Origin of the sequence: Salinispora mooreana, from assembly GCF_000379065.1 — a bacterium.
Taxonomy (GTDB): Bacteria; Actinomycetota; Actinomycetes; order Mycobacteriales; family Micromonosporaceae; genus Micromonospora; species Micromonospora mooreana.
This window is the reverse complement of the sequence record NZ_KB900614.1, coordinates 4,232,508-4,256,714: the sequence shown is the minus strand read 5'-3', so window position 1 is coordinate 4,256,714 and position 24,207 is coordinate 4,232,508. Positions and strand designations below refer to the sequence as shown.

At 70.2% G+C, this 24,207-nt stretch carries 22 protein-coding genes and 1 tRNA gene; 9 read left to right on the top strand and 14 right to left on the bottom strand.

What is annotated here, in order from left to right; translation table 11 throughout:
* Positions 1-6 precede the first annotated feature (6 nt).
* Positions 7-2,133, top strand: coding sequence for an ABC transporter ATP-binding protein (locus tag SALPAC6_RS0120330; RefSeq protein ID WP_018255178.1), 2,127 nt, complete (start codon positions 7-9; stop codon positions 2,131-2,133).
* Entirely contained in the window at positions 2,130-2,828 is a 699-nt protein-coding gene (locus SALPAC6_RS0120325) for a copper homeostasis protein CutC (RefSeq protein ID WP_018255177.1), read from the top strand. Before SALPAC6_RS0120330 ends, SALPAC6_RS0120325 begins: the two co-directional genes overlap by 4 nt.
* Positions 2,829-2,871: 43 nt before the next feature.
* Here SALPAC6_RS0120325 and SALPAC6_RS30855 read toward each other — a convergent pair whose 3' ends face one another.
* Together SALPAC6_RS30855 and SALPAC6_RS30850 are read right to left on the bottom strand one after the other, a co-directional pair.
* Entirely contained in the window at positions 2,872-3,297 is a 426-nt protein-coding gene (locus tag SALPAC6_RS30855) for a DNA/RNA helicase domain-containing protein (RefSeq protein WP_018255176.1), read from the bottom strand.
* Between the two features lie 80 nt (positions 3,298-3,377).
* On the bottom strand, positions 3,378-4,793 hold the full coding sequence (locus SALPAC6_RS30850) for a DNA/RNA helicase domain-containing protein (RefSeq protein WP_018255175.1): 1,416 nt from the start codon (positions 4,791-4,793) through the stop codon (positions 3,378-3,380).
* A 229-nt stretch (positions 4,794-5,022) separates the two neighbouring features.
* Here SALPAC6_RS30850 and SALPAC6_RS0120315 point away from each other — a divergent pair, with 229 nt between their 5' ends.
* Entirely contained in the window at positions 5,023-5,406 is a 384-nt protein-coding gene (locus SALPAC6_RS0120315; protein WP_018255174.1) for a nucleotide pyrophosphohydrolase, read from the top strand.
* 15 nt (positions 5,407-5,421) lie between these two features.
* Here SALPAC6_RS0120315 and SALPAC6_RS0120310 read toward each other — a convergent pair whose 3' ends face one another.
* From SALPAC6_RS0120310 to SALPAC6_RS0120275, 8 genes are all read right to left on the bottom strand, one after another.
* A complete protein-coding gene (locus SALPAC6_RS0120310) occupies positions 5,422-6,042 on the bottom strand; it encodes an HAD-IA family hydrolase (protein WP_018255173.1) in 621 nt (206 codons plus the stop codon).
* A gap of 64 nt (positions 6,043-6,106) precedes the next feature.
* Complete coding sequence (locus tag SALPAC6_RS0120305; RefSeq protein WP_018255172.1) at positions 6,107-7,588, bottom strand: serine/threonine-protein kinase; 1,482 nt, start codon at positions 7,586-7,588, stop codon at positions 6,107-6,109.
* 69 nt (positions 7,589-7,657) lie between these two features.
* The gene (locus SALPAC6_RS0120300) at positions 7,658-8,137 is read right to left on the bottom strand and encodes a hypothetical protein (RefSeq protein WP_018255171.1); all 480 of its coding nucleotides are present in this window, start codon (positions 8,135-8,137) and stop codon (positions 7,658-7,660) included.
* 127 nt (positions 8,138-8,264) lie between these two features.
* Complete coding sequence (locus tag SALPAC6_RS0120295) at positions 8,265-11,837, bottom strand: adenylate/guanylate cyclase domain-containing protein (RefSeq protein ID WP_018255170.1); 3,573 nt, start codon at positions 11,835-11,837, stop codon at positions 8,265-8,267.
* A complete protein-coding gene (locus tag SALPAC6_RS0120290; RefSeq protein WP_018255169.1) occupies positions 11,834-12,661 on the bottom strand; it encodes an MBL fold metallo-hydrolase in 828 nt (275 codons plus the stop codon). Before SALPAC6_RS0120290 ends, SALPAC6_RS0120295 begins: the two co-directional genes overlap by 4 nt.
* A gap of 113 nt (positions 12,662-12,774) precedes the next feature.
* Entirely contained in the window at positions 12,775-13,236 is a 462-nt protein-coding gene (locus SALPAC6_RS0120285; RefSeq protein ID WP_018255168.1) for a RidA family protein, read from the bottom strand.
* Positions 13,233-13,388 carry a DUF4177 domain-containing protein gene (locus SALPAC6_RS28725; protein ID WP_012184767.1) on the bottom strand — a complete coding sequence of 52 codons (156 nt, stop codon included), beginning with the start codon at positions 13,386-13,388 and terminating at the stop codon, positions 13,233-13,235. The genes SALPAC6_RS0120285 and SALPAC6_RS28725 overlap by 4 nt, the downstream gene beginning before the upstream one ends.
* A gap of 48 nt (positions 13,389-13,436) precedes the next feature.
* The gene (locus tag SALPAC6_RS0120275; protein ID WP_018255167.1) at positions 13,437-13,826 is read right to left on the bottom strand and encodes a hypothetical protein; all 390 of its coding nucleotides are present in this window, start codon (positions 13,824-13,826) and stop codon (positions 13,437-13,439) included.
* Between the two features lie 311 nt (positions 13,827-14,137).
* On the opposite strand from SALPAC6_RS0120275, the gene SALPAC6_RS0120270 reads away from it, so the two are divergent.
* Genes SALPAC6_RS0120270 through SALPAC6_RS0120260 form a run of 3 tightly spaced genes read left to right on the top strand, consistent with a single transcriptional unit; the run spans position 14,138 to position 16,979 of the window.
* Positions 14,138-14,776, top strand: a complete 639-nt coding sequence (locus SALPAC6_RS0120270) for an Rv0361 family membrane protein (RefSeq protein WP_026189897.1) — start codon at positions 14,138-14,140, stop codon at positions 14,774-14,776.
* Positions 14,777-14,796: 20 nt separating this feature from the next.
* A complete protein-coding gene (locus SALPAC6_RS0120265; protein WP_018255165.1) occupies positions 14,797-15,774 on the top strand; it encodes an ArsA-related P-loop ATPase in 978 nt (325 codons plus the stop codon).
* Between the two features lie 53 nt (positions 15,775-15,827).
* Positions 15,828-16,979 carry an ArsA family ATPase gene (locus SALPAC6_RS0120260; protein ID WP_026189896.1) on the top strand — a complete coding sequence of 384 codons (1,152 nt, stop codon included), beginning with the start codon at positions 15,828-15,830 and terminating at the stop codon, positions 16,977-16,979.
* A 66-nt stretch (positions 16,980-17,045) separates the two neighbouring features.
* On the opposite strand, the gene SALPAC6_RS0120255 is transcribed toward SALPAC6_RS0120260, so the two are convergent.
* Entirely contained in the window at positions 17,046-17,366 is a 321-nt protein-coding gene (locus tag SALPAC6_RS0120255; protein ID WP_018255163.1) for a WhiB family transcriptional regulator, read from the bottom strand.
* 402 nt (positions 17,367-17,768) lie between these two features.
* Here SALPAC6_RS0120255 and SALPAC6_RS0120250 point away from each other — a divergent pair, with 402 nt between their 5' ends.
* A complete protein-coding gene (locus SALPAC6_RS0120250; protein ID WP_026189895.1) occupies positions 17,769-20,177 on the top strand; it encodes a transglycosylase domain-containing protein in 2,409 nt (802 codons plus the stop codon).
* 72 nt (positions 20,178-20,249) lie between these two features.
* Here SALPAC6_RS0120250 and SALPAC6_RS0120245 read toward each other — a convergent pair whose 3' ends face one another.
* Positions 20,250-20,705: a GatB/YqeY domain-containing protein gene (locus SALPAC6_RS0120245; RefSeq protein WP_018255161.1), complete on the bottom strand. Its 456-nt coding sequence runs from the start codon at positions 20,703-20,705 to the stop codon at positions 20,250-20,252.
* Positions 20,706-20,730: 25 nt separating this feature from the next.
* On the opposite strand from SALPAC6_RS0120245, the gene SALPAC6_RS0120240 reads away from it, so the two are divergent.
* The gene (locus tag SALPAC6_RS0120240; protein WP_018255160.1) at positions 20,731-21,624 is read left to right on the top strand and encodes a metallophosphoesterase; all 894 of its coding nucleotides are present in this window, start codon (positions 20,731-20,733) and stop codon (positions 21,622-21,624) included.
* A gap of 69 nt (positions 21,625-21,693) precedes the next feature.
* Positions 21,694-21,767, top strand: a tRNA-Pro gene (locus SALPAC6_RS0120235).
* An 88-nt stretch (positions 21,768-21,855) separates the two neighbouring features.
* Here SALPAC6_RS0120235 and SALPAC6_RS26395 read toward each other — a convergent pair.
* Positions 21,856-23,088 (bottom strand): tyrosine-type recombinase/integrase, encoded by a 1,233-nt coding sequence (locus SALPAC6_RS26395; RefSeq protein WP_018255159.1) that lies wholly within the window; start codon positions 23,086-23,088, stop codon positions 21,856-21,858.
* Between the two features lie 631 nt (positions 23,089-23,719).
* The gene (locus tag SALPAC6_RS0120225) at positions 23,720-24,049 is read right to left on the bottom strand and encodes a helix-turn-helix domain-containing protein (protein WP_018255158.1); all 330 of its coding nucleotides are present in this window, start codon (positions 24,047-24,049) and stop codon (positions 23,720-23,722) included.
* Between the last annotated feature and the right edge of the window lie 158 nt (positions 24,050-24,207).

Sequence of the window (24,207 nt, the reverse complement as noted above, 5' to 3'; positions counted from 1 at the left end):
CAGAGAATGAGCGAATCGATCGGTCCAACCGCCCGGCACTCCACGCCGGCTGTGAACGCGGCAGCCGGCCGGCCCCTGCTGGAACTACGTGACCTCGACACCGACATCGCGCTGCGCCGTGGCACGGTACACGCCCTCGACGGCGTCAGTCTTGAGGTCGCGCCCGGCCAGACCCTCGGCGTCGTGGGCGAGTCCGGCAGCGGCAAGACGATGACCGCACTGTCGATCATGGGACTACTTCCGCCCGGCGGTCGCGTCACCGGTGGGCAGATTCTGTTCGAGGGACGGGATCTGCGATCGTTGCCACCCGACGAGGTGCGCCGGATCCGAGGTGTCCGGATGGGCATGGTCTTCCAGGACCCCCTCACCTCGCTCAACCCCACCATACGTATCGGTGCGCAGGTGGCCGAACCGCTGCGCGTACACAAGCGGGTCGGCAGGGCGGAGGCCCGGGACCGGGCCATCGAGACACTGCGCCGGGTCGGGATGCCGCGCCCGGAACGGATCGTCGACAACTATCCGCATGAGCTGTCCGGCGGTATGCGGCAACGGGTCGCCATCGCCATGGCCCTGGTCTGCTCACCGAGCCTGCTCATCGCCGACGAACCGACCACCGCACTCGACGTCACCACCCAGCGGCAGATCCTCGAACTCATCGACGACCTTCGGGAAGAGTTCGGGATGGCCGTCATCCTGGTCACCCACGACCTCGGGGTGATCGCCGGTCGGGCGGACCGGGTAGCCGTCATGTACGCCGGACGGGTCGTGGAGACCGCTGCCACCGAGCAGCTCTTCCACGCACCCCGACACCGCTACACCGAGGCCCTGATGCGGGCGCTACCCGAGTCGGCCATCCGGGAGAGCGGCGGACACGACCGGCTGATCAGCATCCCGGGACTGCCACCGGACCTGTCCGGTCCCCTAACCGGATGCCGGTTCGCGCCGCGGTGTTCGTATGTCAGCGACGAGTGCCGGACCACCGACCCATCCCTGGTCCCGGGCGCGCATCAGCATGCGTGTCTACACCCGGTACCCACGCCCACCGTGGCGGTCAGCGGGCCGGTCCCGGCGCAGGTCGAACCGGCGGCGGAGTCGGTCACCGCAGCGCCGCCCGAACGCGCGGAGCGTCCTGTCCTGTCGGTGCGGAACCTGGTCAAGAACTACCCGGTGCACGGCCGTGGGCTACTGCGCCGGACAGCCGGGCAGGTCAGCGCGGTGGCCGACGTCTCCTTCGAGGTCAGGCCCGGGGAGACCTTCGGGCTCGTCGGTGAGTCCGGCTGCGGCAAGTCCACCGTGGGACGGCTCTCCGTCGGCCTGGAACAAGCCTCCGCCGGACAGATCGTGTTGGACGGTACGGATCTCACCGACCTCACCGGCCGGGAACGACGCCGGATGCACCGGCAGGTCCAACTCATGTTCCAGGACAGCTACGCCGCGATGAACCCCCGGATGCGCGTTGACGCCATCCTCGCCGAACCGCTCGAGATCCAGAAGGTGGGCGACAGTGCGGCACGGCAGGCACGGATCACCACTCTCCTCGACCAGGTGGGGTTGCCCCGGCGGGCGCTGGAACGCTACCCCCACGAGTTCTCCGGCGGTCAGCTACAGCGGATCGGGTTGGCCCGGTCGCTGGCGTTGCGCCCCCGGCTGATCGTCGGCGACGAGCCGGTGAGCGCGCTGGACGTGTCGATCCAGGCGCAGGTCCTCAACCTGATGCGGGACCTGCAACGCGAACTCGGTCTGGCGTATATCTTCATCAGCCATGATCTGTCCGTTGTCGACTACATGGCAGACCGGATCGGTGTGATGTACCTCGGCAAGCTCGTCGAGATCGGGCCCGCCCGGGACGTGGTGCGGGCTGCCCGGCATCCGTACACGCAGGCACTTGTCGACGCCGTCCCGTCCATCACGCCGGACCGGGCGGCCACTCGCGACGGCACGACCATCCGGGGTGAGCTTCCCAGCGCCCTCGACCCACCCACCGGGTGCCGGTTCCGTACGCGCTGCCCCCACGCGGCGGACATCTGCACGACGGAGCCCCCGCTGGTCGGCGGCCTGCACCAGGTGGCCTGCCACCTGCCACTACGCCCGGAGCCGACCAGCACGCCCACACCGGTCCAGGCCTTCGGATGACCACGGTAGAGATCTGCGTCAGTGATGTGCCGACCGCACTGGTGGCCGAGGCGGCCGGGGCCGACCGGCTGGAGCTCTGCGCCGACCTCGGCCAGGGCGGCACCACCCCGAGCCTGGGGACGGTTGAGGTCGCCCTGCGTACGCTGCGTGCGGCCGACTTACGCGTCATGATCAGACCCCGGGGCGGTGACTTCCGGGTGAGCGAGATCGAACAGCAGGTCATGGTCGCCGACATCGCGGCCATTCGCGAACTGCCCAACCCGAACGGCCTCACGGTCGGGGTGGTGGTCGGCGCGCTCACCCCCGACAACAACCTCGACCTGGCCGTGCTGCGGGACGTGATCGAGGCGGCGGGGCCGTTGCCGGTAACCGTCCACAAGGCCTTCGACGAGGTCGACGACCAGCTCGCAGCGATCGACGAGGTCATCGACCTCGGGGCGGACGCCGTGCTCACCTCGGGTGCGGCGGCCACCGCGCTGACCGGTGCCGCCCGGATCACCGCGCTGCGGCAGCGGGCCGGCGATCGGCTTCGGGTGATCGCCGCCGGCGGTATCCGCTCGCACAACGTCCGGCAGGTGCTCGCCGAGACCGGGGCGCGGGAGGTCCACCTACGCGCACCCGTCCGGCGCGACGGGCGCGAGGCGACCGACGGCGATGAGGTAAGCCGCCTCGTCACCGCCGTGCGTCCACGGTGAGCGGCCGCCGGTCCGGCAGCCGCGTGGGGTACCGACCCGAAGATCAGATCTTCGGAATTCCCAGGTCAGCGAAGAGCTGCCGAGTCGCCGGGTCAACCGAGTAGAGCACGGTCCCACGGATGGAACGCGTCAGGAGGACACCATAGGCGTTTCGGACCGCCCGTAGGAGTTCCGCATCGTCCTGGATCCGGTTGGCCTTGCTGCGCACGTGCTTCCGGTGCAACAGCCACCGGCTGCCACTCCAGGTCAGGTCGGGGCCGAAAATCACCCCGCCCCAGTCGTATTCCAGCCCCTGCACGGTGTGCACACAACCGATCTGGCCGAACCCGCCTGGTTCGGTGGCCCAGAACCGCCGTTTTGGTACGCCTGGTGTCCTGTGGTTGTCACCGGCGTTCCACGGACGCGCCCAGCCCTCCTCTGGTGTGACATCCGGAACGGTCCCGGAGTCATCAGTCCACTCCCAGCACATCCCGGCACACATCCGAGCGCTGAGGCCTAGGCGATCTTGTTCTGTAGGAACTCTTCCATGGCTGCGGCGGTGTCGGCACGTTAGAGCTCGAAAGGCTCTGGATCGTCGTCGACATCGGGGTTCCACCGCACCGGGTTATCCGACAGCAACCGCTGGGACCAGGTGTCGTACGTCGCGCTTCCGACAGCGCGCAGCGGGCGGTCCAAACTGATCGGCACGACTTCCGCGCCGAGGTGCTGAATCTCCTTGACCAGCGCCTCCGGGGTCCAGACCTCCTCCCCGAAGAGCCGCTGATCTCCGTCGACAAAGAAGACCGGCACCTTCGCTCGGGTGACGATCACCGAAACGGTGGATTCACCCGGGCGCATCACGAAGGAACCCGCCATCGGCCGCTCGGTGAGCCGGTGCGCCTCGTCGCACAGGATCAGGTCCAGCTCATCGGCCCGCACCCCGTCGGCGATGCTGTTCAAGGTGGCGAAGGTGCCCCGCACGCCTCTGGCCGCACGTTTGAAAGTCTCCCGTGAGGCGACCCCGCCTGACACGTACCGTGCCGCATAGTCATCTCCATGGGCGTCACCCAGGAGGGTGAGCGCGACGAGTGACTTACCGGTGCCGGCCCGGCCATGCACGACGAACACCTTCTTCGCGCCGAACGAAGCACGTGTCCGGAGCGCGTCCATCACGTCCGTCACGGCGCGCAGCTGGTTTTCCACCAGGCTGAACCGGGTGTGCCCGTTGACGATGGCTCCGACTTCGTCGGTGAGCAAAGAGTGTGAGCGGCGACGTTCGAGTAGCGCCTGGGCCGACTTCTCCCCCGACACCGCGCTGAAGTTCATCCGCAGAAAGCTCCGCAGGTCGGAGGGCTGCCGAGCCGTGAAGGTCTTGATGTCGGGACACGGCGCGACCTGACTGATCCATTGGGAGTCCGGATCCTTGAGGTTGTGTAGATAGGCCGCGCCGACGAGGTTGACATACCGATCGTCGAACATGCTGTGGTATCGCTGAAGTGTGCGGAGGTTCTTCCGCACCTGGACAGCCGGGTGCGCCTTGTGCTTGCCGTAAAAGGGCGCATAGACCCGCCTGAGGGTGCAACGTCTGCAGTACCGATCGACTCCGCCGGGTCCACATGACGGGCACTCGGGATCCGGGGCGTTGGGCCGCTCGATAGCGCTCCACTGCTTCAGCTCGATCACGGCGTAGCTCAAGCCACCGGACGGATGCGTTCCGGCGAGCACCACATCGATGGGAGCCATGTCACCCACCCGGTACTCCACGAACATCCAGACCTGCCCCAAGCCGAGGTCAACCAGCGAGGCCGCCACTTCGTAGAGGCTCTCCCGCCACGACTCGACCTCGCTCTGCGAGGGCCCCCTTCCCCTGCGATGCGCCGCCCGGTAGCACTCTTCGATCTTTCGGACCGACCGGTCCATGTCCCGCACCAACTCCGCCGCAGGCCAGTACGCCTCCAGCGGTGTCGACGAACCCTTGGCCGCCATTCTGACTACGCTCCCCACGACGGCAGGCATCCCGACGCGACCAGGTGCCGCTGACCGGCGCAGCCGGGAACCAATGATCGATACACATACCTGTTGGTGGGCGAGTATCCCACTCCCCAGAAGGGCCGACAAGCGACCCTCCTCGCGGGTCGTGCCAGTCGGGTGGCCTGCACCAGCCCGGGCGGATCAGGGTTGGAGCCCGCACCGGTTGACGTGGTACTCATGGCAGATGACTCTGCAGGAGTTGCAAGAACAGCTGCGGCACTTCGCCCAGGAACGCGACTGGGAGCAGTTTCACGATCCAAAGAACCTGTCCATGGCGCTGGCCGGCGAGATTGGGGAACTACTCGAGATCTTCCAGTGGCTCTCCCCGGAACAGTCCGCCGCCGTCATGGCTGACCCGGTCCAGGCCGAGGCGGTACGGCACGAACTGGCCGACGTATTCGCCTACCTACTCCGACTGACGGATGTGCTCCAGGTCGACCTCGCCGCAGCTCTGCGAACGAAGATCGAGCTCAACGCCCTTCGCTACCCTGCTGATCAAGCACGCGGCCGGAGCGACAAGTACCACACGTATGACCCGCCGGGGGCGAACACAGCGCAAGGCGCCTGAGGTCCCGGGCCGGCCTCAGGCCGGCAAAGATGTGATCATCCGGTCCAGCTCACGCAGGTCGTCGATGATGGCATCGGCATGGGCCAGTTCCGCCGGGGCGTGGGTGGTGGTGAGCGCCACGACCACAGCCCCGGCCGCCTTGCCGGCGGCGACTCCGGCGGGGGCATCCTCCACGACAACGCAGGACGCGGCGGCAACACCGAGTTGCCGGGCGGCCAGCAGATACCCCTCGGGGTCGGGCTTGCCGTGGCGGACATCCTCCGCCGCCACGAAGATCGGTGGAGTTCGCAGACCCGCACCGCGCATCCGGGCGGTCATCAGCGGGCGGGACCCGGACGTGACGACGGCCCACCTGTCATCGGGGATCGTGGTCAGCGCGGCGGTGGAGCCGGGGATCGGGCGTACCAAATCGGCGTACGAGAGCTGGAGGTCGGCCATCTCCCGCAGTACCGACACGACAACCCCGGGCGGAAAGAACTCCGGCACCACATCCTCATCGCGCCGGCCGTGGCAGACCCGCAGGATGGCGTCCGCATCGACGCCGTAACGAGCGGCGATCGTACGCCAGCTGGTGGTAACCGCCTCGGTCGAATCCACGAGGGTGCCGTCGATGTCGAAGAGGATCGACCGATCCATGATTCACCTGGCCTTCACGTTTCGCAACTTGGCAGTTCCCGCGGCCACGGCCGCAGGGCGGTGCTCAGCGCACGAGGGTAGGGGTGGCGAGCGCGTCCAGCCCGCGCCCGGCCACACACCGGTATGTCCGCTCCGCCTCCCCAGGGGGCAGCACATCCAGCTTCCACCCCTCGATGTGGATGAGGCCGGCGGCGAGCTTGAAGGTGGTCTCGTTGCACACCCGGCGCACCACCGGGTTGACGCTGATGTCGACGTAGCCGACCCCGGGTGCCGCGTCGGATAGCTCGCCCTCGGCGTAGCTCTCCCAGGTGTGCTCACCCGCGCAGGGCACCTTTATCGCGGGGGTCCGCGACCCGCTGCCCCAGATCGGACCGAAACACTCCAGCTCAGCTCCGCACCGGGCCCCGGAGGGAAGCTCCGCGGCCTGGGCGCAGGCGGGCCGGAGGGCGGGCTCGGCAGGCCGGCCCACGCTCGATGTCGGTGACAACGCGCCCAGGCTGTCATCCAGCCCAACCGGATCCACCCCAAAGCCGACCAGCCCGACCCCGGCCACGAGGAGGGCGGCCACTCCCGCGCCGCCCAGAAACCAGGGCCGCCGACGCCGGGCCGCGGAAGGAAGAGCCGGTTGCGCGTCCTCGCCCGGCACGCGGGGCGCCGGGGGAGTCGACCGGCCGCCCGAGGCCACTCCGGAACGCCCGCTCGGGGCCGTCCCGGGGTGCCCACCGGCGGCCGGTTCGGCCGGGGCGCTGGCGGCGGTCCCGCCAACCGGCAGCGCGGCCAGCAGGTCCCGTAGCTCGGTGGCGGACGGTCGCGCCGCCGGGTCGTTCGACATGCCAGCCCGAAGGATGTCGACCAGTTCCTCCGGCACCCCGGGCAGGCCGGGTACCGGCTGCTGGAACATCTCCAGCACCGTAACCAGGCTGGGGTTACGCTCGGAGCGCCAACGCGGCGGCCGACCGTGCATCACCGCGTAGAGGGTGGCGCAGAGGGCATAGACATCCACGGCCGGTGATGGTGGGCTGTGGTTGAACATCTCCGGCGGCGCGTAGGCCGGGGTGAGCACCTCCAGGGCGACTGTGGCGTCGCGCAGCTCGGCGACGACGGCCAGCCCGAAGTCGGCCAGCACCGCCGGGTTGAAGTGGGAGTGGAGGATGTTGGCCGGCTTGATGTCCCGGTGCAGCACCCCGGCCGCGTGGGAGTGGACGATCGCGTCAGCGATCTTGACTCCGAGGTCACGGGCCTCCACGGGGCCGAGCGGCGAGGTACGCATTCGTTCGGCGAACGACCCGTCACAGAGCTCCATGATCAGATATGGGTGCTGGTCCACGGTGACCCCGACGTCGAAGAGGTCAACCACGTGCGGGTGCGACGACATCCGACCGGCCGCCCGTGCTTCCCGGAGGAACCGGGCCTGATCCCGCTCACTGTCCAGAGTGCGGTTCTCTACCTTGACCGCCACCTCGCGCCCCACCGAGATCTGGGTGGCTTTGTAGATCGTCGCGTAACCACCCCGGGCAAAAACCCGCAGATCGGTCAGCCCGGGCACAAGGGGTGTTGGTAGCGCGCCAGGCGAGGTCTCGGTCACGGCTTAAAAATACCGAATCAGGCGGGCTGTTCAGCGAACCGCGTCAACGATGGACGCCGGATCAACCGGGGCGGCCGACGGCGAGACGACATCGCCCGGTGCCGCAGCACCTGAGCCGCGGTGATCCCACCACAGACCCGCGGCAGTCGCCAACGCGCCCAGCGCCTCCCAGGCAGCCACCCCGAAGAACAGGCCCGGAGCGGCGTCTACCAGCACCAGAATGCTGAACACGGTGAACGTGAGGAGTCGAAAACCGACCGTGAACCGGTAGAAGGCCCGCCACTCGGTCGCCGCGGCGAGCAGGTAGTAGACCCCCATGTTGAACGAGGCCATCGAGGACGCCGTCAGAAAGGTAGCGGTGTAGTCACCCGACGCCCGGGACTCCAGCACCTCGAAGTCGAGCAGCCGCAGCAGCGCCTCCGGCCAGATCAACCCGATTGCGCCCAAAAGCAGGGCGAGCAGCCCAAAGACCGCGACTGTCCAACCGGCAGCGGAACGCGGCAGCTTCATCAGACCCCTTCCCGTCCGGCACGTCCCACATCCCGGATCGTGCGCGGCCCCCACGCTATCGAGCACCCGCCCTGTCCCGCATCACCGGAATTGCCAAAATCTGCCACCGGCGACGCCGACGGCCGGATCAGTCGGCCGCCGTCAACCGGCCGAGGAGGTCGTCCGCGTCCCGCCGCTCGCTCCGCTGCTCGGTCGCGTACGCCAGGCGCACCGCCTCCTGGGCGCTGGCCCGGGCCGCCGCCAACTCGCCGGTAGCGGCGAACGCCTTTGCCAACACGGCGGCGGCGGTCACCTGGCTACGCACGTCCTCCGCCGGGACGGTACGGGCCCGCTGCGCCCAGTCCAGCGCCTGCTCGGCCTGCCCGTGGGCGAGCAGGGCGGAGGCGTACCGGGCCAGCGTCAGGCGACGGGAGAAGAGCAACGCCGGAGTGGTCTGCGCGGCGGTCGCCACCGGGGCGAGCAGGCCGACCGCGGCGGCGGGATCACCGGCCGCCAGCCGGGCGGTGGCCAGCAGCACCCGCGGCGCCACCTGCGCCGGTGCCCACGGGTTGTACGGCTCGACGGCGGTCAGCACCGCCTGCGCCTCCCGCTCGGCCCGGTCGTAGTCGCCCGAGTCCAACGCCACGAACCCCCGCAGCGTGCCAGCCATGCCGGTCAGCAGCGGATGCGAGGTACGGCGGGCGTACCCCATCGCGTCGGTGAGCAGGTCCGCGGCGTGCTCCGGCTCGCCCAGGCCACGCGCGATAACCCCGCGCACCACCAGCGCGAAGCCCCGCCCCCACTCGTCGGAGGCGGCGTCGAAGTCCCGGTACGCCCGCCGGGCCGCCCGGTCGGCCTCGGCCAGATCACCCAGCTCGGCGGTGGCGTACGCCTCCACCGCCCGCAGGGTGCCGACCGCCCACTGCTCGCCGACCCGCTCGCCGAACGGCAGAAACGCCCCGGCGAGGCGGCCAGCCTCGTGCAGCCGGCCGGCGAGCAACCGGGCGAAGGCGGTGGTGCCCCGCAGCCAGGCCCGCCCGTACGGATCCTTCAGCTCGGCGAACAACCGCGCGGCTCGACCGAGCACCGCGTCGGTACCCGCGAAGTCGCCCCGGGTGGTGGTGACCCAGGCCAGGTTCTGCAACGACCACGCCTGCCCGCGGCGGTCCTGCACCGCGAGACTGGTCTGGTACGACGCGGCGAGCCGGCTGCTCGCCTGCCCCAGCCGGCCGGCGACGAAGTCGGCCATCCCGAGCAGCCGCATCGCCGCCGCACGCAGCGTCGGCAACTCGTGGGCCGAGGCGACCTGCAACGCCTCCTCCCAGGAGCTCGCCGCCCGGTCCGGGTCGCCCATCGTCTGGTGCGCCTGCCCAGCCAGGAGCAGCGCACTGGCCCGGGTGGCCGCCTCGTCCCCGGCGTTAGCGGCGATCTTCTCCGCGTTCGCGAGGGCGTCGGCCGCCTTGCCGATCTGGAGCAGCGCCTGTGCGTGCACCACCCGGTCGGCCGGCGGGACCCCGTCGGAAGCCAGCTCGCTGGCGCGCTCGGCGTACTCCACCGCCAGCAGCGGCTCCCCGACGTACATCGATCGGCGGGCGGCGTGGCCCAACGCGGCGACCCCGACCGGGACCACGGCCCGCGCCGGTGCGTCCGGCCGCAGCCCCACCGCGTCGGCGAGCGCGGTCGCCCGCTCCACATGCCCGGCCACGAAGTCGTCCCGGGCGGCCTCGGTGAACCCACCGGAGGCGGGGGTACCAGTCGGCGGGTCGACCGCCGCCCAGCGGGCGAGCGCCGCATGCCGTTCGGCCAGTTCGGCCTTACTGACCCCGGCGTAGGCCGCCTCCCGCATCAGCGGGGTGGCGAACGTGTGGCCGGACCGCGCGCGATGCAGCATCCGGCGTTGCAGCAACTCCTCGACCGCACGTTCCAGATCCACGGCGGCAACCGCCGCCGGTCGGCCGTCCTGACCGCTCCGCTGCTCTCGCAGCGCCTCCAGCGCCCCCGCCGGTACGGTGTCCCCGACGACCGCCGCGTCCCGCAGCACCGAACGGGCATCCGGCGGCAACGCGTCAATCCGCGCGGCGAGCACAGCCGCGAGGTCACGGGAGAGGAGTTGGCTGCCGAGCGAGCCCGGCGCGAGCTGCCAGGCCTCGTCGGCACCGGCGGTCAGCGCGCCCCGCTCCATCAACAGGGTGACCAGCTCAGCCAGGTAGAACGGGTTACCCTGCGCGGTGGCGAGCAGGCGATCGGCGTCAACCTGCGGCAACCGGCCGCCACTGAGATAGCCGGTGAGCAGCCGCGCGGCATCCGCACCGCGCAGCGGCGGCAGCGCATGAACCTCAGCGTCGGCCACCCGGGTCAGGGCACCCGCCGTGCGGACCAGCTCCGGCCGGCCCAGCAGCAACACCAGCACCGGGCCGACGAGCCGGGACAGGGTCTCGCCGAGCGCATGGATGCTCTCGGTGGTCGCGTCGTGCAGATCGTCCACCACGACCACCAGCGGCGCCTCCGCGGCGAGAGCGCTGAGCAGGTCGGCGACGGCATTCGGCACCGCGTCGCCGTCGACGGACTGACTCGCCGAGCGCCACTCGCCCTGGTCGGTGGGGCCGCTGGGCAGCTCCGCGTAGCCGAGCAGGGCCAGCAGCTGTTCGGCGCCGACCGGGGTGGGGTCGCCACCGGCACGGCCGAGGCGCTGGCCGAGTCGGCGCAGTCGCTCCTCGACCGCTGGTCGGGTGAGCGCGGTGGCCGAGTCGGTGGGCAGGCCGACCGCGGCGCGGACCAGGTCCGCCAGGGGAGCGAGCCGGCGCCGTTCACCGAACGCGACGCAGCGCACGGAGAGCACCCGCGCACCGGTGTACGCCGCGAACCGACCGGCACCAACGTCGTAGCCGGCGGCGAGACGCTCCACCTCGGCGGCGAAGCGGGACTTGCCGATGCCTGCCTCGGCGGTCATCAGCAGTACCCGGGGCTCACTGCGGTCAACCACCTCGGCGAGCCGGCCCGCCACCCGCCCGATCTCGGTCTCCCGGCCGACGAAGGGCGCCTCGTCCCCGAGCCCGGACCGGGTGCCGGCGGCGTCCAGCAGGCCAAGCAGCTCGTACGCCGTGACCGGTTCCCGCTTGCCCTTCAGCCGCAGCGGGCGTAACGCCCGCCAGGAGGCGATGTGCCGGGTGGCGGCGGCGGTCCGTTCCCCGGCGTAGACCGCGCCGACCGCCGCCGCGTCGGCGAGCCGGGCGGCGGTGTTGACCGTGTCTCCGATAACCGTGTATTCGAGGGCCGCCTGGATCCCGGCGATCACGCCCCCCGTGTTGAGCCCGACCCGCAGGCCCAATGGCGCGCCGCCACCACGTTCGTCGTCGAGGACCCGGCGCACCGCCCGCTGCATCGACAGCGCCGCCCGAACGGCCCGCTCGGCGTCGTCCTCGTGCGCCACCGGCGCACCGAAGACCGCCATGATGCCGTCCCCGGTCAGCTTGTCGACGTGCCCGCCGAAGGTCTTGACCGCGCCGGCCAGCGCCGCGAGCACCCGGTCGGTGACGGCACCGACCCGCTCCGGGTCGAGATCCTCCGACCAGGAGGTGAAGTCGGAGAGGTCGCCGAAGAGCACGGTGACCACCCGGCGTTCGGTGGCGGGGAGCGTCGCCGCAGCCGGCAGCGCGGCACCGCAGTTGTGGCAGAACCGGGCACCGGGTACCGCGACGGTTCCACACACCGGGCAGGTCACTTCTGCTCCAACCCCGCATCGGTGGCGCCGGATTCCCGGCCCAGGTATGCCAACTGCGCCTGGACCGACCATTGGGCGGCCCACCACAGTGACCGGTCGACGTCGGCGTAGACGACCGCCACGACCTCGGCGGCGGTGCGGGCACCGGCGTCGAGCGCGGCCCGGACCTGGTCGAGTCGGGCTTGCCGGTGGGCCAGGTAGAACTCCGCCGCGGCGCCGCAGTCCGCCAACGCCGAGCCGTGACCGGGCAGGGCCGGGACTCCGGCGTACGTCGAGAGCAGCTCCAGACTGCCCAGGTAGTCCCCGAGGTGCCCGTCCGGGTGGGCGACCACGGCGGTGCCCTGGCCGAGGATGGTGTCACCGGTGAAGACCACCCGCTCGTCGCCGTGCGTCGCGAGGAAGCAGACCGAGTCGGCGGTGTGCCCGGGGGTGGCCAGCAGGCGGATCTCCAGCGGGTCACCACCGAGGTCACCGGTGGCCCCGGTCAACGGCGTACCGCCGATGGTGTGTGCCGGGTCCACGGCGCGTACGGGCGCCCCGCCGAGCAGGTCGTGCAGGCGCGCCGAGCCTTCGGTGTGGTCGGGGTGCCCGTGGGTGATCAACACCCGCCCAATCGGCCCCTGGGCGGCGATCGCGGCCAGGTGTGTCTCGTCGGCCGGCCCTGGATCGATCACCACCGCGGGTTCACCGGGGGCGGCGCGGAGCACCCAGGTATTGGTTCCAGTCAACGTCATCGGCCCGGGATTCGGGGCCCGCAGCAGCGTGACCCACCCCGGCAGCGCGCCCGCGAGAGCTGTCGCCGGCGCCGTGAAGTGCCCGCTCATGGCTGCGATCGTACGACCACCGGCAACGGCCTCCGCGATCTTGCACCGCCAACCTCCGCTTCGTACCCGTTCAGGGGCTTTGACCGGCAGGAAGTGCAAGATCGCGGCAGGGACTAGGCCGCGACTTCGACGATGACCTCCACCTCGACGGGCGCGTCCAGGGGGAGCTCCGCCACCCCGACCGCGCTCCTCGCGTGCCGACCGGCCTCGCCGAAGACAGTGCCGAAGAAGTCGGAGGCGCCGTTGATGACGCCGGGCTGGCCGGTGAAGCCCGGGGCGCTCGCCACGAAGCCGGTCACCTTGACGATCCTGACGATCTGCTCCAGCCCGACCAACGAGTTGATCGCCGCGAGCGCGTTCAGCGCGCACCGCTGGGCCAGCTCCTTGGCCTGGTCGGCGGAGACGTCAGCGCCGACCTTGCCGGTGGCGAGCAGTTTGCCCTCGGCCATCGGTAACTGGCCGGAGACGTAAACGTGCTGCCCGGACTGCACCGCCGGCAGGTAGCTGGCGACCGGGGGCACCACCTCGGGCAGCTCGTACCCCAACTCGACGAGTTTCGCGTGCGGCCCGGTCATGCCTTGGCCCGCTTCAGGTAGGCGACGAGCTGCTCCGGGTTTGGCCCGGGAACCACGGACACCAGTTCCCAGCCGTCCTCGCCCCAGTTGTCGAGGATCTGCTTGGTCGCATGGACCAGCAGCGGGACCGTGGCGTACTCCCACTTCTGCATCGCTGGAAGGCTCTCTTTCCTGGAGTGCGGTTCTTTCCAGGGCACAGCCTACGGTCCGACGGCGGGCTGGGGCGCGGGACGTTGCTCGGCCACCACCTCCCCGCACGGGCCAGCGTGGTCATAGGGCCGTGGACAGCGGGACCGGTCCAGCAGGGGCAGGTCACAGAAGACCCGGTGCCGGTTGTTCTGGTCGTCCGCCGTGGAGACGGTCGTCTCGCCGGCGTCCACCGCACCGAGGAAGCTCAACGAGGTGGCGATCGTGCCCGCCAGCGCGACGGCGGCGGCGTGGTCCGCGACCCGGACCGGAAGATGCACCACGTAGCCCGGCTCCTCCTCGTCCCGGGGCGGCAGGCCCGGCTGGTCCGGTACACCGCCGGGGGCGGGCAGCCGGATCACGGCCGGGAGTTGGGTCCGGCGGGTGTTCTCCACGTCGTGCATGCCCTGCCTCCGGCGGTTGTACCTGATCGTGCCCACGCCGCTCGGCCCGGCCACGGCCCGATCCCGGCACCATCGGAACGTAGGCTGCTGGTCGATGGCCGCCAACAGGACGCGCGGCATTCCGGCTGTCAAGTCACATATGCGACACCTGCTCCGACGGACTGCGGACAACGTCCGGGAGCCGACGGGTTCCGGACAGAACCGGTGTCATGTCAACGGCCTGGCCAACCGCTACCCTTCCGGTCGTAAACGGCGGTCTACCGCCACCCGTCGCCTCGCCGAGCCGACGCAGTCCCACCCCCGGGGGAGCGATGTCCCAGTCAGCCAGCGGTGATCCGACCAGTCAGCCCGACGACCCGACCGCGGCGGGCATCCCCTCCGCACCACCGGCCCCATCGGCAGCCCCCACGGCGGGCATCCCCTCCGCACCACCACCGGACCCATCGGCACCCCCCACGGCGGGCATCCCCCAGCCCCCGAACCAGCAGCCGCCGGCGCCCCGCCGCCGACACGGATTGCTGATCGCGTCGATCGCCCTTGCGGTGACCCTGGTGCTCTGCCTCGGCGGCGGGGTCGCCGCCTTCCTGGCGGTGCGCGCGGTGGAGGACGGCGTGGGCACCACGGAGCCCCGGGCCGCCGTGGAGGAGTTCCTCACCGCCGTCTACCAGGAGCGGGACGCGGCCCAGGCGTCGAGCCTGGTCTGCTCGGCCGCCCAGGACCAGGACAAGATCTCCGCGAAGGTCGCCGAGGTGGAGAAGTACGCGGCCGACTACAAGAGGCCGCACTTCCGGTGGAGCCCCCTGAAGGTTGACGACGAGACCGAGGACCGGGCCATCGTCACCACCACCGTCACCATGACCACTGCCGACGAGAGGGTCGCCGACCTGCCCCTGCGCCTCACCGTGATCAAGACGACGGGTTGGCGGGTCTGCGAGGTCGCTGGAGGGTGACGCCTGGTTAGGCTCGACGGGTGGGAGCAGCACAGCGACCAGCCGAGCCGGCCGGCACCGAGTGGCCGGCCCGCCTGCACGTGGTGACCGGCAAGGGCGGCACCGGCAAAACCAGCATCGCCGCCGCCCTCGCCCTCGCCCTCGCCGCCGGGGGCCGGCGCACCCTGCTGGTCGAGGTCGAGGGACGGCAGGGCATCGCCCAGCTCTTCGGCACCGACCCGCTCCCCTACGCCGAACGGCACCTGACCGACGCCCCGGACGGCGGCGAGGTGCGGGCCCTCCCCGTGGACGCGGAGGAGGCCCTGCTCGAGTACCTGGACATGTTCTACAAACTCGGCGGCGCCGGGCGGGCCCTGCGCAAGCTGGGCGCCATCGACTTCGCCACCACCATCGCCCCGGGGCTGCGCGACGTGCTGCTGACCGGCAAGGTGAAGGAGGCCACCACCCGCACGCTGGGCCAGCGACGGGTGTACGACGCTGTGGTGCTGGACGCCCCACCGACCGGGCGGATCGCGCGGTTCCTCAACGTCACCGCCGAGACCGCCCGGTTGGCCCGGATGGGGCCGATCAAAACCCAGAGCGAGGGGGTCGCCGCGCTGCTGCGCTCCCCAATGACCGCCGTGCACGTGGTGACGCTGCTCGAGGAGATGCCGGTCCAGGAGACCGCGGACGCCATCGCGGACTTCACCTCGCTCGGCTTCCCGGTCGGACGGATCATCGTCAACGCCACCCGACCGCCGGCACCGGTCAGCTCCGCGATCACCGCCGCGGAGCTCACCGCCGGGCTGCTCGCCGCCGGACTGCCCGCCGACGATGCGACCGTCTCCGGCTTGGCGACCGAGGCGCGCGACCAGTCGGTCCGCCGCGACCTGGAGGATTCGCTCCGGACCGACCTGGCCGAGTTGGGCCTGCCGCTGGTCGAGCTGCCGCTGCTGCCCGACGGGGTGGACCGGGCGGGTCTGGATCGACTGGCCGCGGCGCTCGTCCGAGCGGCTTGACGCGCTCCTCCCGTCGCTCTTCAACGTTGTTGAAGCGGGCCCGATACGCTCGATTGGTGCCTTCCGACAACGTGGCGCCGCCGCTGGACGTTGACCGGATCCTCGCCGATCCCGGCGTACGGATCGTGGTCTGCTGCGGGGCGGGTGGGGTGGGCAAGACGACCACCGCCGCCGCGCTCGCGCTGCGGGCCGCGGAGGAGCACGGCCGCCGCACGGTGGTGCTCACCATCGACCCGGCGCACCGGTTGGCCCAGTCGCTGGGGCTGACCGAGCTGGACAACACTCCGCGCCAGGTCAAGGGGATCGATGTCGAGGCCAGCGGCGGTGAGCTGCACGCCATGATGCTCGACATGAAGCGCACCTTCGACGACGTGGTGCTCCAGCACACCGACCCGGCGAGGGCCGCGGAGATCTTCGCGAATCCGTTCTATGCGGCTATGAGCTCCACCTTCGCCGGCACCCAGGAGTACATGGCGATGGAGAAGCTCGGGCAGCTGCACGCCCGGGGCGAGTGGGACCTGATCGTGGTGGACACTCCGCCCTCCCGCTCGGCGCTGGACTTCCTCGACGCACCGGCCCGCCTCGCCCGTTTCCTGGACGGCCGGATGCTGCGGCTGCTGCTTGCCCCGGCCCGCTCGGGCGGGCGGAGCATGTTCAGCTTCGTCACCGCTGGGTTCGGCATGTTCTCGAAGGTTGTCCAGAAAGTACTGGGCGCCCAGTTGTTGAGTGATCTGTCCGGCTTCGTCGCCGCCCTCGACTCGATGTTCGGCGGTTTCCGCCAACGAGCGGAACAGACCTACCGCATCCTGCAAGCGCGCGAGACGGCGTTCCTCCTGGTCGCCGCGCCGGAGCCGGACGCGGTCCGGGAGGCCGCGTACTTCGCAAGCCGACTGCGGGCCGACCGGATGCCGCTCGCCGGGCTGGTGCTCAACCGGGTGCACCGCCCGGCGGTGCCGGAGCTCGACCCCAACGAGAGCGTGGCCGCCGCCGACCGGCTGGCCGAGCTGGGTGGCCACGACAGCACTGTGGACGTGCTCCGGGCCCATGCCGCGCTGGCCCACCAGGCGGTACGCGAACAGCGGGTGGCGGCCCGGTTCACCGCGGCGTTTCCGACCGTGCCGGTGGCCTCGGTAGCCGCGCAGCCCGCCGACGTCCACGACATCGACGGGCTACGGACGATCGGTTCGCTGGCCGGCCAGGGGTAATTCGTAGCCGGCCCGCCGCGGGCCGGAGTGTCTGTCCGTGGCCGGCGCGGCGGGCCGGAGTGACCGTCAGCCGGCCGCGGCGGCAAGGACCTTGTCCCGGTCGGCCTTCTCCTTGGCGTTCTTCTGCATCGCGGCCTCGAACATCTTGCGCCAGCTGGCGACCTGCGGGTGGCGACGCAGCAGCGCCCGTCGCTCACGTTCGGTCATGCCGCCCCACACGCCGAACTCGATCCGGTTGTCCAGCGCGTCGGCCAGGCACTCGTACCGGACTGGGCAGCTTCGGCAGATCCGCTTCGCCACGTTCTGTTCGGCGCCCTGTACGAACAACGCGTCCGGGTCCCCGTTCTGACATGCCGCCAGCGACGGCCAGTCAGTGATCATGCCCATCTGTACACGTCCCCCCTTGCAGTACTACCGACCCCATCGCGGACCAGCCGGCTGTTCCCCCGATCGCCCCGCCGACCTCCCCCAAGGCGGCACGGACGACCTGTGGCGCTGTCGCCGCTCCCATCATGCTCTGTAGCTGCCTGATTACGCAACGTTGTCGGCAAAATCCATTATTCCGGACACTCCCGGCTTACCGGGCCTGCTGCCGCCCGCATACCCCACCGAGGTCCACGAAAACGCTGGACGCCCATCCCACACCAAGAGGAGACTCGCGACGCTTGGTCCGCAACCGCCTACCAGGGGTCGTGCGTTTAGCACAACGAGGACGGCGTGCGCAGGAAATGGGGAAAAGCCGCCCCGCGCCGCCCGTCGCCGGTTCGCTACCCTGTCGAGGTGACCTGGATGCGGAAACGTGATCATAATGTGCTGACCAACGCCGCATCGCTACTCGTCTGTGGCTTACTCGCCGGAGTGGTGGTCGCCGCGGCGGCCTTCCCCGCGGTGGCGCTGTCCGGATTGGCCGCGAAGGCCGGCGCCGAGACCTTCGACGCCCTCCCCGATCTGTTCGTAGACGCTGCCGGGCCCCAGATGAGCCGCCTACTCGCTGCCGACGGCAAGACACCGCTGGCCACCATGTACGACGAGAACCGCCGCGACATCACCAAGATTGACGACATCGCGCCGGCGATGCAGCAGGCGATCCTCGCCGCCGAGGACCACGACTTCTACGAGCACAACGGCGTCGACCTCAACGGCGTCGTCCGAGCCTTCGTCAACAACAGTCAGGAAGGCTCCCACCAGCAGGGCGCCTCCACGCTGACCATGCAGTACGTCCGACTCGCCATCGCCTACTCGGCGACGCACCCGGCCGACGTGGTGGCGGCCACCGAGGACACCAGCGCCCGCAAAATCCGCGAGATGAACCTCGCCCTGCAGGTCGAGAAGCAGTTCACCAAGGACGAGATCCTGCTGCGCTATCTCAACATCGCCGCCTTCGGCAACGGCGCATACGGCATCTACGCCGCAAGTCAGGTCTACTTCGCCAAGCCCCCTAGCGAACTCACCATCGCCGAGGCGGCGCTCCTCGCCGGCCTCGTCAAAGCCCCCAGCACGTTGGACCCGACCACCACCAGCGGCTACCCGAGCGCGATGGCCCGGCGCGACTACATCCTCGACCACATGGTGCGGATCAACGCCATCACCGAGAAGGAAGCCGAGAAGGCCAAGGCCAGCAAGCCGAAGATCGTCGGCAAGCGGGCGCCGAACGGCTGCGTCGACACCAACACGCAGGAGTGGGGATTCTTCTGCGACTACTTCTACCGCTGGTGGATGGAGCAGGAGGCGTTCGGCTCCACCTCGTACGACCGGGAGCGGCGCCTCAAGAGCGGCGGCTTCGAAATCATCACCACAATGGACCCCAAGGTCCAGAAGGCCGCCGACAAGGCGGTACGGAAGAACCTTCCCGCCACCAGTAAGGCCGCGCGGATGCTCGCCGTGGTCGAGCCCGGCACCGGCCGGGTCCGCGCCCTCTCCACCAACCGCAACTACCAGCTCGACGATCCGGACAACCCGGAGAACAAGCCCCACAGCAACCCGGAAAAGCGCAGAACCGGGGCACTCGGCAACTATCCGAACACCGTCAACCCGCTCCTCACCGGCGGTGACGGCATCACCGGCTACCAGGCCGGCTCGACCTTCAAGATGTTCACCATGGTGGCCGCGCTGGAGAAGGGCATCCCGCTCAGCCACACCATCAACGCCGAGCAACGGTTCCGGTCCGAATACATCATCGACAAGGGCCCCGTCGCCTGCGACGGCCACTTCTACTGCCCCCGAAACGCAAGCCCCAGCATGGCCGGCGTGCACAACATGTGGAGCGCGTTCGGAAGATCGGTGAACACCTACTTCGTCCCCCTCCAGCAGCAGGTGGGGGCGGAGAAGGTGGTCGAGGCCGCCAAGAAGCTCGGCATCACCTTCCGCACCCAGGAGGACCTCGATCAGGAGAAGGGCGCCCACCAGTGGGGTGCCTTCACCCTCGGCGTCTCCCAGACCACGCCGCTGGAGCTGGCCAACGCGTACGCCACCCTCGGCGCCGACGGGCTGTACTGCGAGCCGACCCCGGTGCAGGAGATCCGCGACCCGGCCGGCAACAAGCTCGACCTCGCCGACCCCCGCTGCGAACAGCGGATCAGCACCGAGGTGGCCCGCGCGGCCGTTGACGCCGCCCGCTGCCCGGTCGGGGACCGCTCGTCCACGACGAAGTGCGCCGGCGCGACCGCCCGCAACGTGCGGAGCACCGTTGACGCCCCGGTCGCCGGCAAGTCCGGCACCACCGACGAGGACAAGACCGCCTCCCTGGTCGCGATGACCAAGCAGTACTCGGTCGCCGGCATCATGGCCGACCCGGACTGGCCGCAGACCACCCAGCGGATGCCTCACGAAGATCCCAGGGGCATCAACCCGCCGGTGTACGAGACGCTGCGCGACGCGATGAAGGGTAAGCCCCGGCTCGACTTCACCCCGCCGGAGAAGAAGCTCCGCTACGGAGACCAGCGGACGATCCCGACCGTCAAGTGCGTCAGCGTGGAGAAGGCGAAGTCCCGCATCACCGACGCCGGATTCGCGGTGTTCGTCTCGCCGAACCGGGTCGAGTCGAACTGCCCGGCCGGCACCGCTGCTGGGACCAGCCCCACCGGCCGTACCGCCAAGGGCAGCGTCGTCTCCATCAAGGTCAGCTCCGGCCCGCCGTCCAAGCCGACCGCGCAGCCCGCGCCGACCGACGGCCAACCTACGGAACGCCCCGCCGACTAGCGGCTCGCTGAGACGTCGAAGGGGCGGTCACCCCGATCGGGGTGACCGCCCCTTCGCGTACGCGGAGCCAGGTCAGCCGGCGAGCTGTCGGCGTACCTCGGCCGCGACCCGCCCCCCGGCGGCCCGGCCGGCCACCGCGGCCTGGGCGGCCTTCATCGCCGGGCCCAGCTGCCCCATGCCGGTGAAACCACCCGTGGTCAGCGCTGTCGTGACCGCCTCGGCCAGTTCATCATCGGAGAGTTGACTCGGCAGGTATCGCTCCAGCACCACGCCCTCGGCGGTCTCCTTTGCGGCCCGCTCGTCACGGCCGGCCTCGGCGAAGGCGGCGGCCGCCTCCCGGCGCTTCTTCGCCTCCTTGGCCAGAAGCGCGAGCACCTCGTCATCACCGAGCTCACGCTTGGCCTGACCGGCGACCTCGGCCGCGCCGACGGCTGCCAGCGCCATCCGAAGCGTGGAGGTGGTCATCTCGTCACGCGCCTTCAACGCGGCCCGCAGGTCCGTGGACAAGCGGTCCTTCAATGTGCCCATGGACGGTCAAACTACTCTGTCAGGCATGGGAAAGCGCACACTATTCCGCTTCGCCGCCGGAACCGCCGTCGTGGGTGCGGCCACCCTGGCGTACGCATCGTTGATCGAGCGCAACATGTTCACCCTGCGGCGGTACGAGGTGCCGGTGTTGCCGGCCGGCGCGGAGCCGCTGCGCATCCTGCACCTGTCCGACCTGCACATGATGCCCAACCAGCGACGCAAGCAGGAATGGGTGGCGTCGCTGGCCGGGCTGGACCCGGACCTGGTCCTGGTGACCGGCGACAACATGGCCAACCCCGACGCGGTCCCCGGGGTCCTGTGCGCGCTACAGCCGCTCCTCGACCACCCGGGTGCCTTCGTCTTCGGCTCCAACGACTACACCGGGCCGGTCTGGAAGAACCCGTTCACCTACCTCCTGCCCGACCGCGAATACACCGAGGGCGTGACCCTGCCCTACGACGAACTGCGGGACATCTTCACCGGTGCCGGCTGGGCCGACCTGAGCAACGCCCGTACCACGCTCAAGGCCGGCGGGCGGCTGGTGGAGCTGGTCGGGGTGGACGACCCGCACATCGAGCAGGACGACTATCCGTCCGTCGCCGGCCCGGTCTCGCCCTCGGCCGACCTCTCGATCGGCCTCAGCCACTCCCCGGAGCCCGCTGTGCTGGACCAGATGGCCGCGGACGGGTTCAGCCTGCTACTCGCCGGACACACCCATGGCGGTCAGGTCTGCGTACCGGGGATCGGAGCCCTGGTGACGAACTGTGGGCTGCACCGCTCGATGGCCAAGGGTCTGCACCGCTGGCCCGGCTCGGACGCCTGGCTGCACGTCTCGGCCGGCCTCGGCACCCATCCGACCGCACCGGTCCGCTTCGCCTGCCCGCCCGAGGCGAGCATCCTGACCCTGATCCCCCGCTGAGCCGACAACGCCACGGGGATACCGAATTTGACCCGCGGATCGGGTGGGCTAGTATTTGTCGGCACGCCTCGGGGTGTGGCGCAGCTTGGTAGCGCGCTTCGTTCGGGACGAAGAGGTCGTCGGTTCGAATCCGGCCACCCCGACAGGAACAGGCAAGGCCAGGTGAGGAGCTATCTCACCTGGCCTTTTGCCGCTTCCACCGCGATCTAGTTCATCGAACTAAGCCACTACCTATCCGCCCTCCTGGTGGTCGTTCTCGTCCGAAGTCAGCGGAAAGTCAGCAAACGACTCCCGCACGCGGTCCGCCCCGGCCTCGAACGCGTGCGTGTAGCGGTCCAGCGTGGTCGAGATCTGCTCGTGCCCCATCACGCGGGCGACGTCGTTGAGCGGCACGCCATCCGTGACTAGCCAGGTCGCGTAGGAGTGCCGCAGGTCGTGGAAGCGCAACCCGCCCTGCGCCATGCGAGACACGCGGGCGCGGGCCACCCGGCGGTTCGGGAGTTCCTCGCTGACCTCGTTGCCGTCGCGGTCCCGCCACATCGCCCGCCAGGAGCGAGAACCGACCTGGGTCACCTGGCCGAGCAACCCGGCACGCACCAGCGCCGGTCGCCAGATCCACGCCCGGAAGACCGTACGGCGCATCGAGCCACCCGCCTCGTTGGTAAAGACCTCGCCGGCCGCGCCCGGCTGCACAGTCTCGCGGTGGCGCCGCAGCTCCCGCACCGCGAACGGCGGCAGCGGCACCGTGCGGCGGCCAGCACGCGACTTCGGGTAAGGCTTAAAGGTCACCGTGCCGGCCACCTCAACACCGACGCGACTGACCTTCACCGTGGCCCTGTTCAGGTCGATCGCGTCCCACGTCAAGCCCACGCACTCACCCCACCGCAGCCCCGTCCCGCCCGCCAGCGCCACCAACGCCCGGTAGCGCTCCGGAATCTCCGGTAGCAGAGCCGCGAACGCCTTCCGGGTGATGACCTGCTCATCGGCGTCGGTACGGCGGCGCTTGGGTAGGCGCACGCCATCGGCCGGGTTCTCGGCGATGATCCGATCCCGGACGGCCAGCGCCAACACGGCGCGCAGCAGACGGCAGCACTCCCGGACGGTTGCCGGGGCCAGACGCTGCCCCAGCTCAGTCGCCCACTGTTGAACGTCGGAGTGGTTGATCCGGCCCACCGGGACCGCGCCCCAACGTGGCAGTACCCGGTGCCGCATGACCGAGGCGTCCCGCGCGATGGTTACCACCTCGTCGTTGCGGCCAGCGGCCCACTTAGCCGCGTACACCTCGAAGAGCACGCGACCGGCATGCGGGTCGACGTAGGTTCCTCGGCTGAGCGCCGCCTCCGTCTCCGCGAGGAAGTCCCTCGCCTGGCGCTTGGTCGGAAAGGTCTTGGCCTTCTGACGGCCGATTGCGTCGCGCCAGTTGGCGCGGTACGTGCCGGCGTCGGTTCGAATGACGAATCCCACGGTCGTGGATCTCCTTGTCTTGGTAACGGTGTGTTGTTGTGGCGGGGTTGGTGGTCGGTGGTGTGGTGGTGTCGGTGTGGGAGGCGTGTCAGGTGTGGGAGGCAGGGGGGTGTGGGGCCGGTTTTCGGGCTGGTACCCCCCTTGTGGTTGTGGGAGTGACACGGGTGACACGGGCAGGTCAGGGGGTGTTTTGGGGGGTGGCACAGGGTGTGGGAGGTCCCACGGTTGTGGGAGGGGTTGGTGTGGGAGTCCCACGTGGGTTTGTGGGAGGGGTGTCCGGTCTTGGGTGGGGCTGGATTGGGTTACGGAGTGTGGTTGGTGTGGGGTGGGTGGTGGCGTGGCCTAGCGGCTGCTGGAACACGCTGGTAGCGGTGTTTCAGCGGGTTTCGGTCCGTGCGGCGGGTGGGCCGCTAGCCGCTAGGTCGCTGGTGGGGTTGGGGATTTGCTGCTAGCGGTGCCGCTAGGCCTAGCGGGGTGAGGTGCTAGGCCTAGCGGCACGTCGGCGGTTACGTGTCGTGGTCGGTTGGCCTGGTGGTGTCGGGGTCCGGGGGCGCGTGCCAGAACCGCCAGAACCGCCAGAACCTTTGACGGGGTGGGGGTTGTGGCGGTTGTGGCAGTTCTGGCGGGTGGGCTATGCGCCAGGGCGGCGGCGTTGCTCGACGCGGTCGATGCGGTCGAGTTCGGTGGCTACGTCGTCGGTGGTGGCTTCGGGTAGACCTTCAAGCCACTGGTGGAGCCGGCCCTTGGGGATGAGCCACTTGCCGCCGACTTTCTTGGCGGGGATCTCGCCGGAGCGCAGGAGGGTGTAGGTGGAGCCGGGGGAGAGCCGCAGGATCTCGGCGGTTTCGGCGACGGTGTAGACGGCGCTGACGACGGGGGCCGGCTGGCCGGTGGAGGTGCCCCCCGCTCCGGTGGTGGTGGTCGGGTTCGGTCGGGGTGGAAAGGGGATGATGGTGCTCACGGTGGTGTCCTCCAGGGATAGCTGGTTGCAAGGGGTCGGTAAACGGCTGTGGGGCGGGTCTTCGGGGCATCTGTGGGTCACGTCCCCCGGTGTCCCCCTCGTTTTCGCTGCTCAGGTTGGGTTGGGGGACACCGGGGACAGGGGGGACACCGGGGACC

Excerpts from the sequence above, each read along its gene's own strand:
- SALPAC6_RS0120240 (WP_018255160.1), top strand. The coding sequence starts at position 20,731 with ATGGGAAAGCGCACACTATTCCGCTTCGCCGCCGGAACCGCCGTCGTG.
- SALPAC6_RS30855 (WP_018255176.1), bottom strand. The coding sequence starts at position 3,297 with ATGTGCTGGGAGTGGACTGATGACTCCGGGACCGTTCCGGATGTCACA.
- SALPAC6_RS0120310 (WP_018255173.1), bottom strand. The coding sequence starts at position 6,042 with ATGGATCGGTCGATCCTCTTCGACATCGACGGCACCCTCGTGGATTCG.
- SALPAC6_RS0120330 (WP_018255178.1), top strand. The coding sequence starts at position 7 with ATGAGCGAATCGATCGGTCCAACCGCCCGGCACTCCACGCCGGCTGTG.
- SALPAC6_RS0120285 (WP_018255168.1), bottom strand. The coding sequence starts at position 13,236 with ATGACCGGGCCGCACGCGAAACTCGTCGAGTTGGGGTACGAGCTGCCC.
- SALPAC6_RS0120315 (WP_018255174.1), top strand. The coding sequence starts at position 5,023 with ATGACTCTGCAGGAGTTGCAAGAACAGCTGCGGCACTTCGCCCAGGAA.
- SALPAC6_RS0120270 (WP_026189897.1), top strand. The coding sequence starts at position 14,138 with ATGTCCCAGTCAGCCAGCGGTGATCCGACCAGTCAGCCCGACGACCCG.
- SALPAC6_RS30850 (WP_018255175.1), bottom strand. The coding sequence starts at position 4,793 with ATGGCGGCCAAGGGTTCGTCGACACCGCTGGAGGCGTACTGGCCTGCG.
- SALPAC6_RS0120255 (WP_018255163.1), bottom strand. The coding sequence starts at position 17,366 with ATGGGCATGATCACTGACTGGCCGTCGCTGGCGGCATGTCAGAACGGG.
- SALPAC6_RS0120300 (WP_018255171.1), bottom strand. The coding sequence starts at position 8,137 with ATGAAGCTGCCGCGTTCCGCTGCCGGTTGGACAGTCGCGGTCTTTGGG.
- SALPAC6_RS0120275 (WP_018255167.1), bottom strand. The coding sequence starts at position 13,826 with ATGCACGACGTGGAGAACACCCGCCGGACCCAACTCCCGGCCGTGATC.
- SALPAC6_RS0120250 (WP_026189895.1), top strand. The coding sequence starts at position 17,769 with ATGCGGAAACGTGATCATAATGTGCTGACCAACGCCGCATCGCTACTC.
- SALPAC6_RS0120325 (WP_018255177.1), top strand. The coding sequence starts at position 2,130 with ATGACCACGGTAGAGATCTGCGTCAGTGATGTGCCGACCGCACTGGTG.
- SALPAC6_RS28725 (WP_012184767.1), bottom strand. The coding sequence starts at position 13,388 with ATGCAGAAGTGGGAGTACGCCACGGTCCCGCTGCTGGTCCATGCGACC.
- SALPAC6_RS0120290 (WP_018255169.1), bottom strand. The coding sequence starts at position 12,661 with ATGAGCGGGCACTTCACGGCGCCGGCGACAGCTCTCGCGGGCGCGCTG.
- SALPAC6_RS0120245 (WP_018255161.1), bottom strand. The coding sequence starts at position 20,705 with ATGGGCACATTGAAGGACCGCTTGTCCACGGACCTGCGGGCCGCGTTG.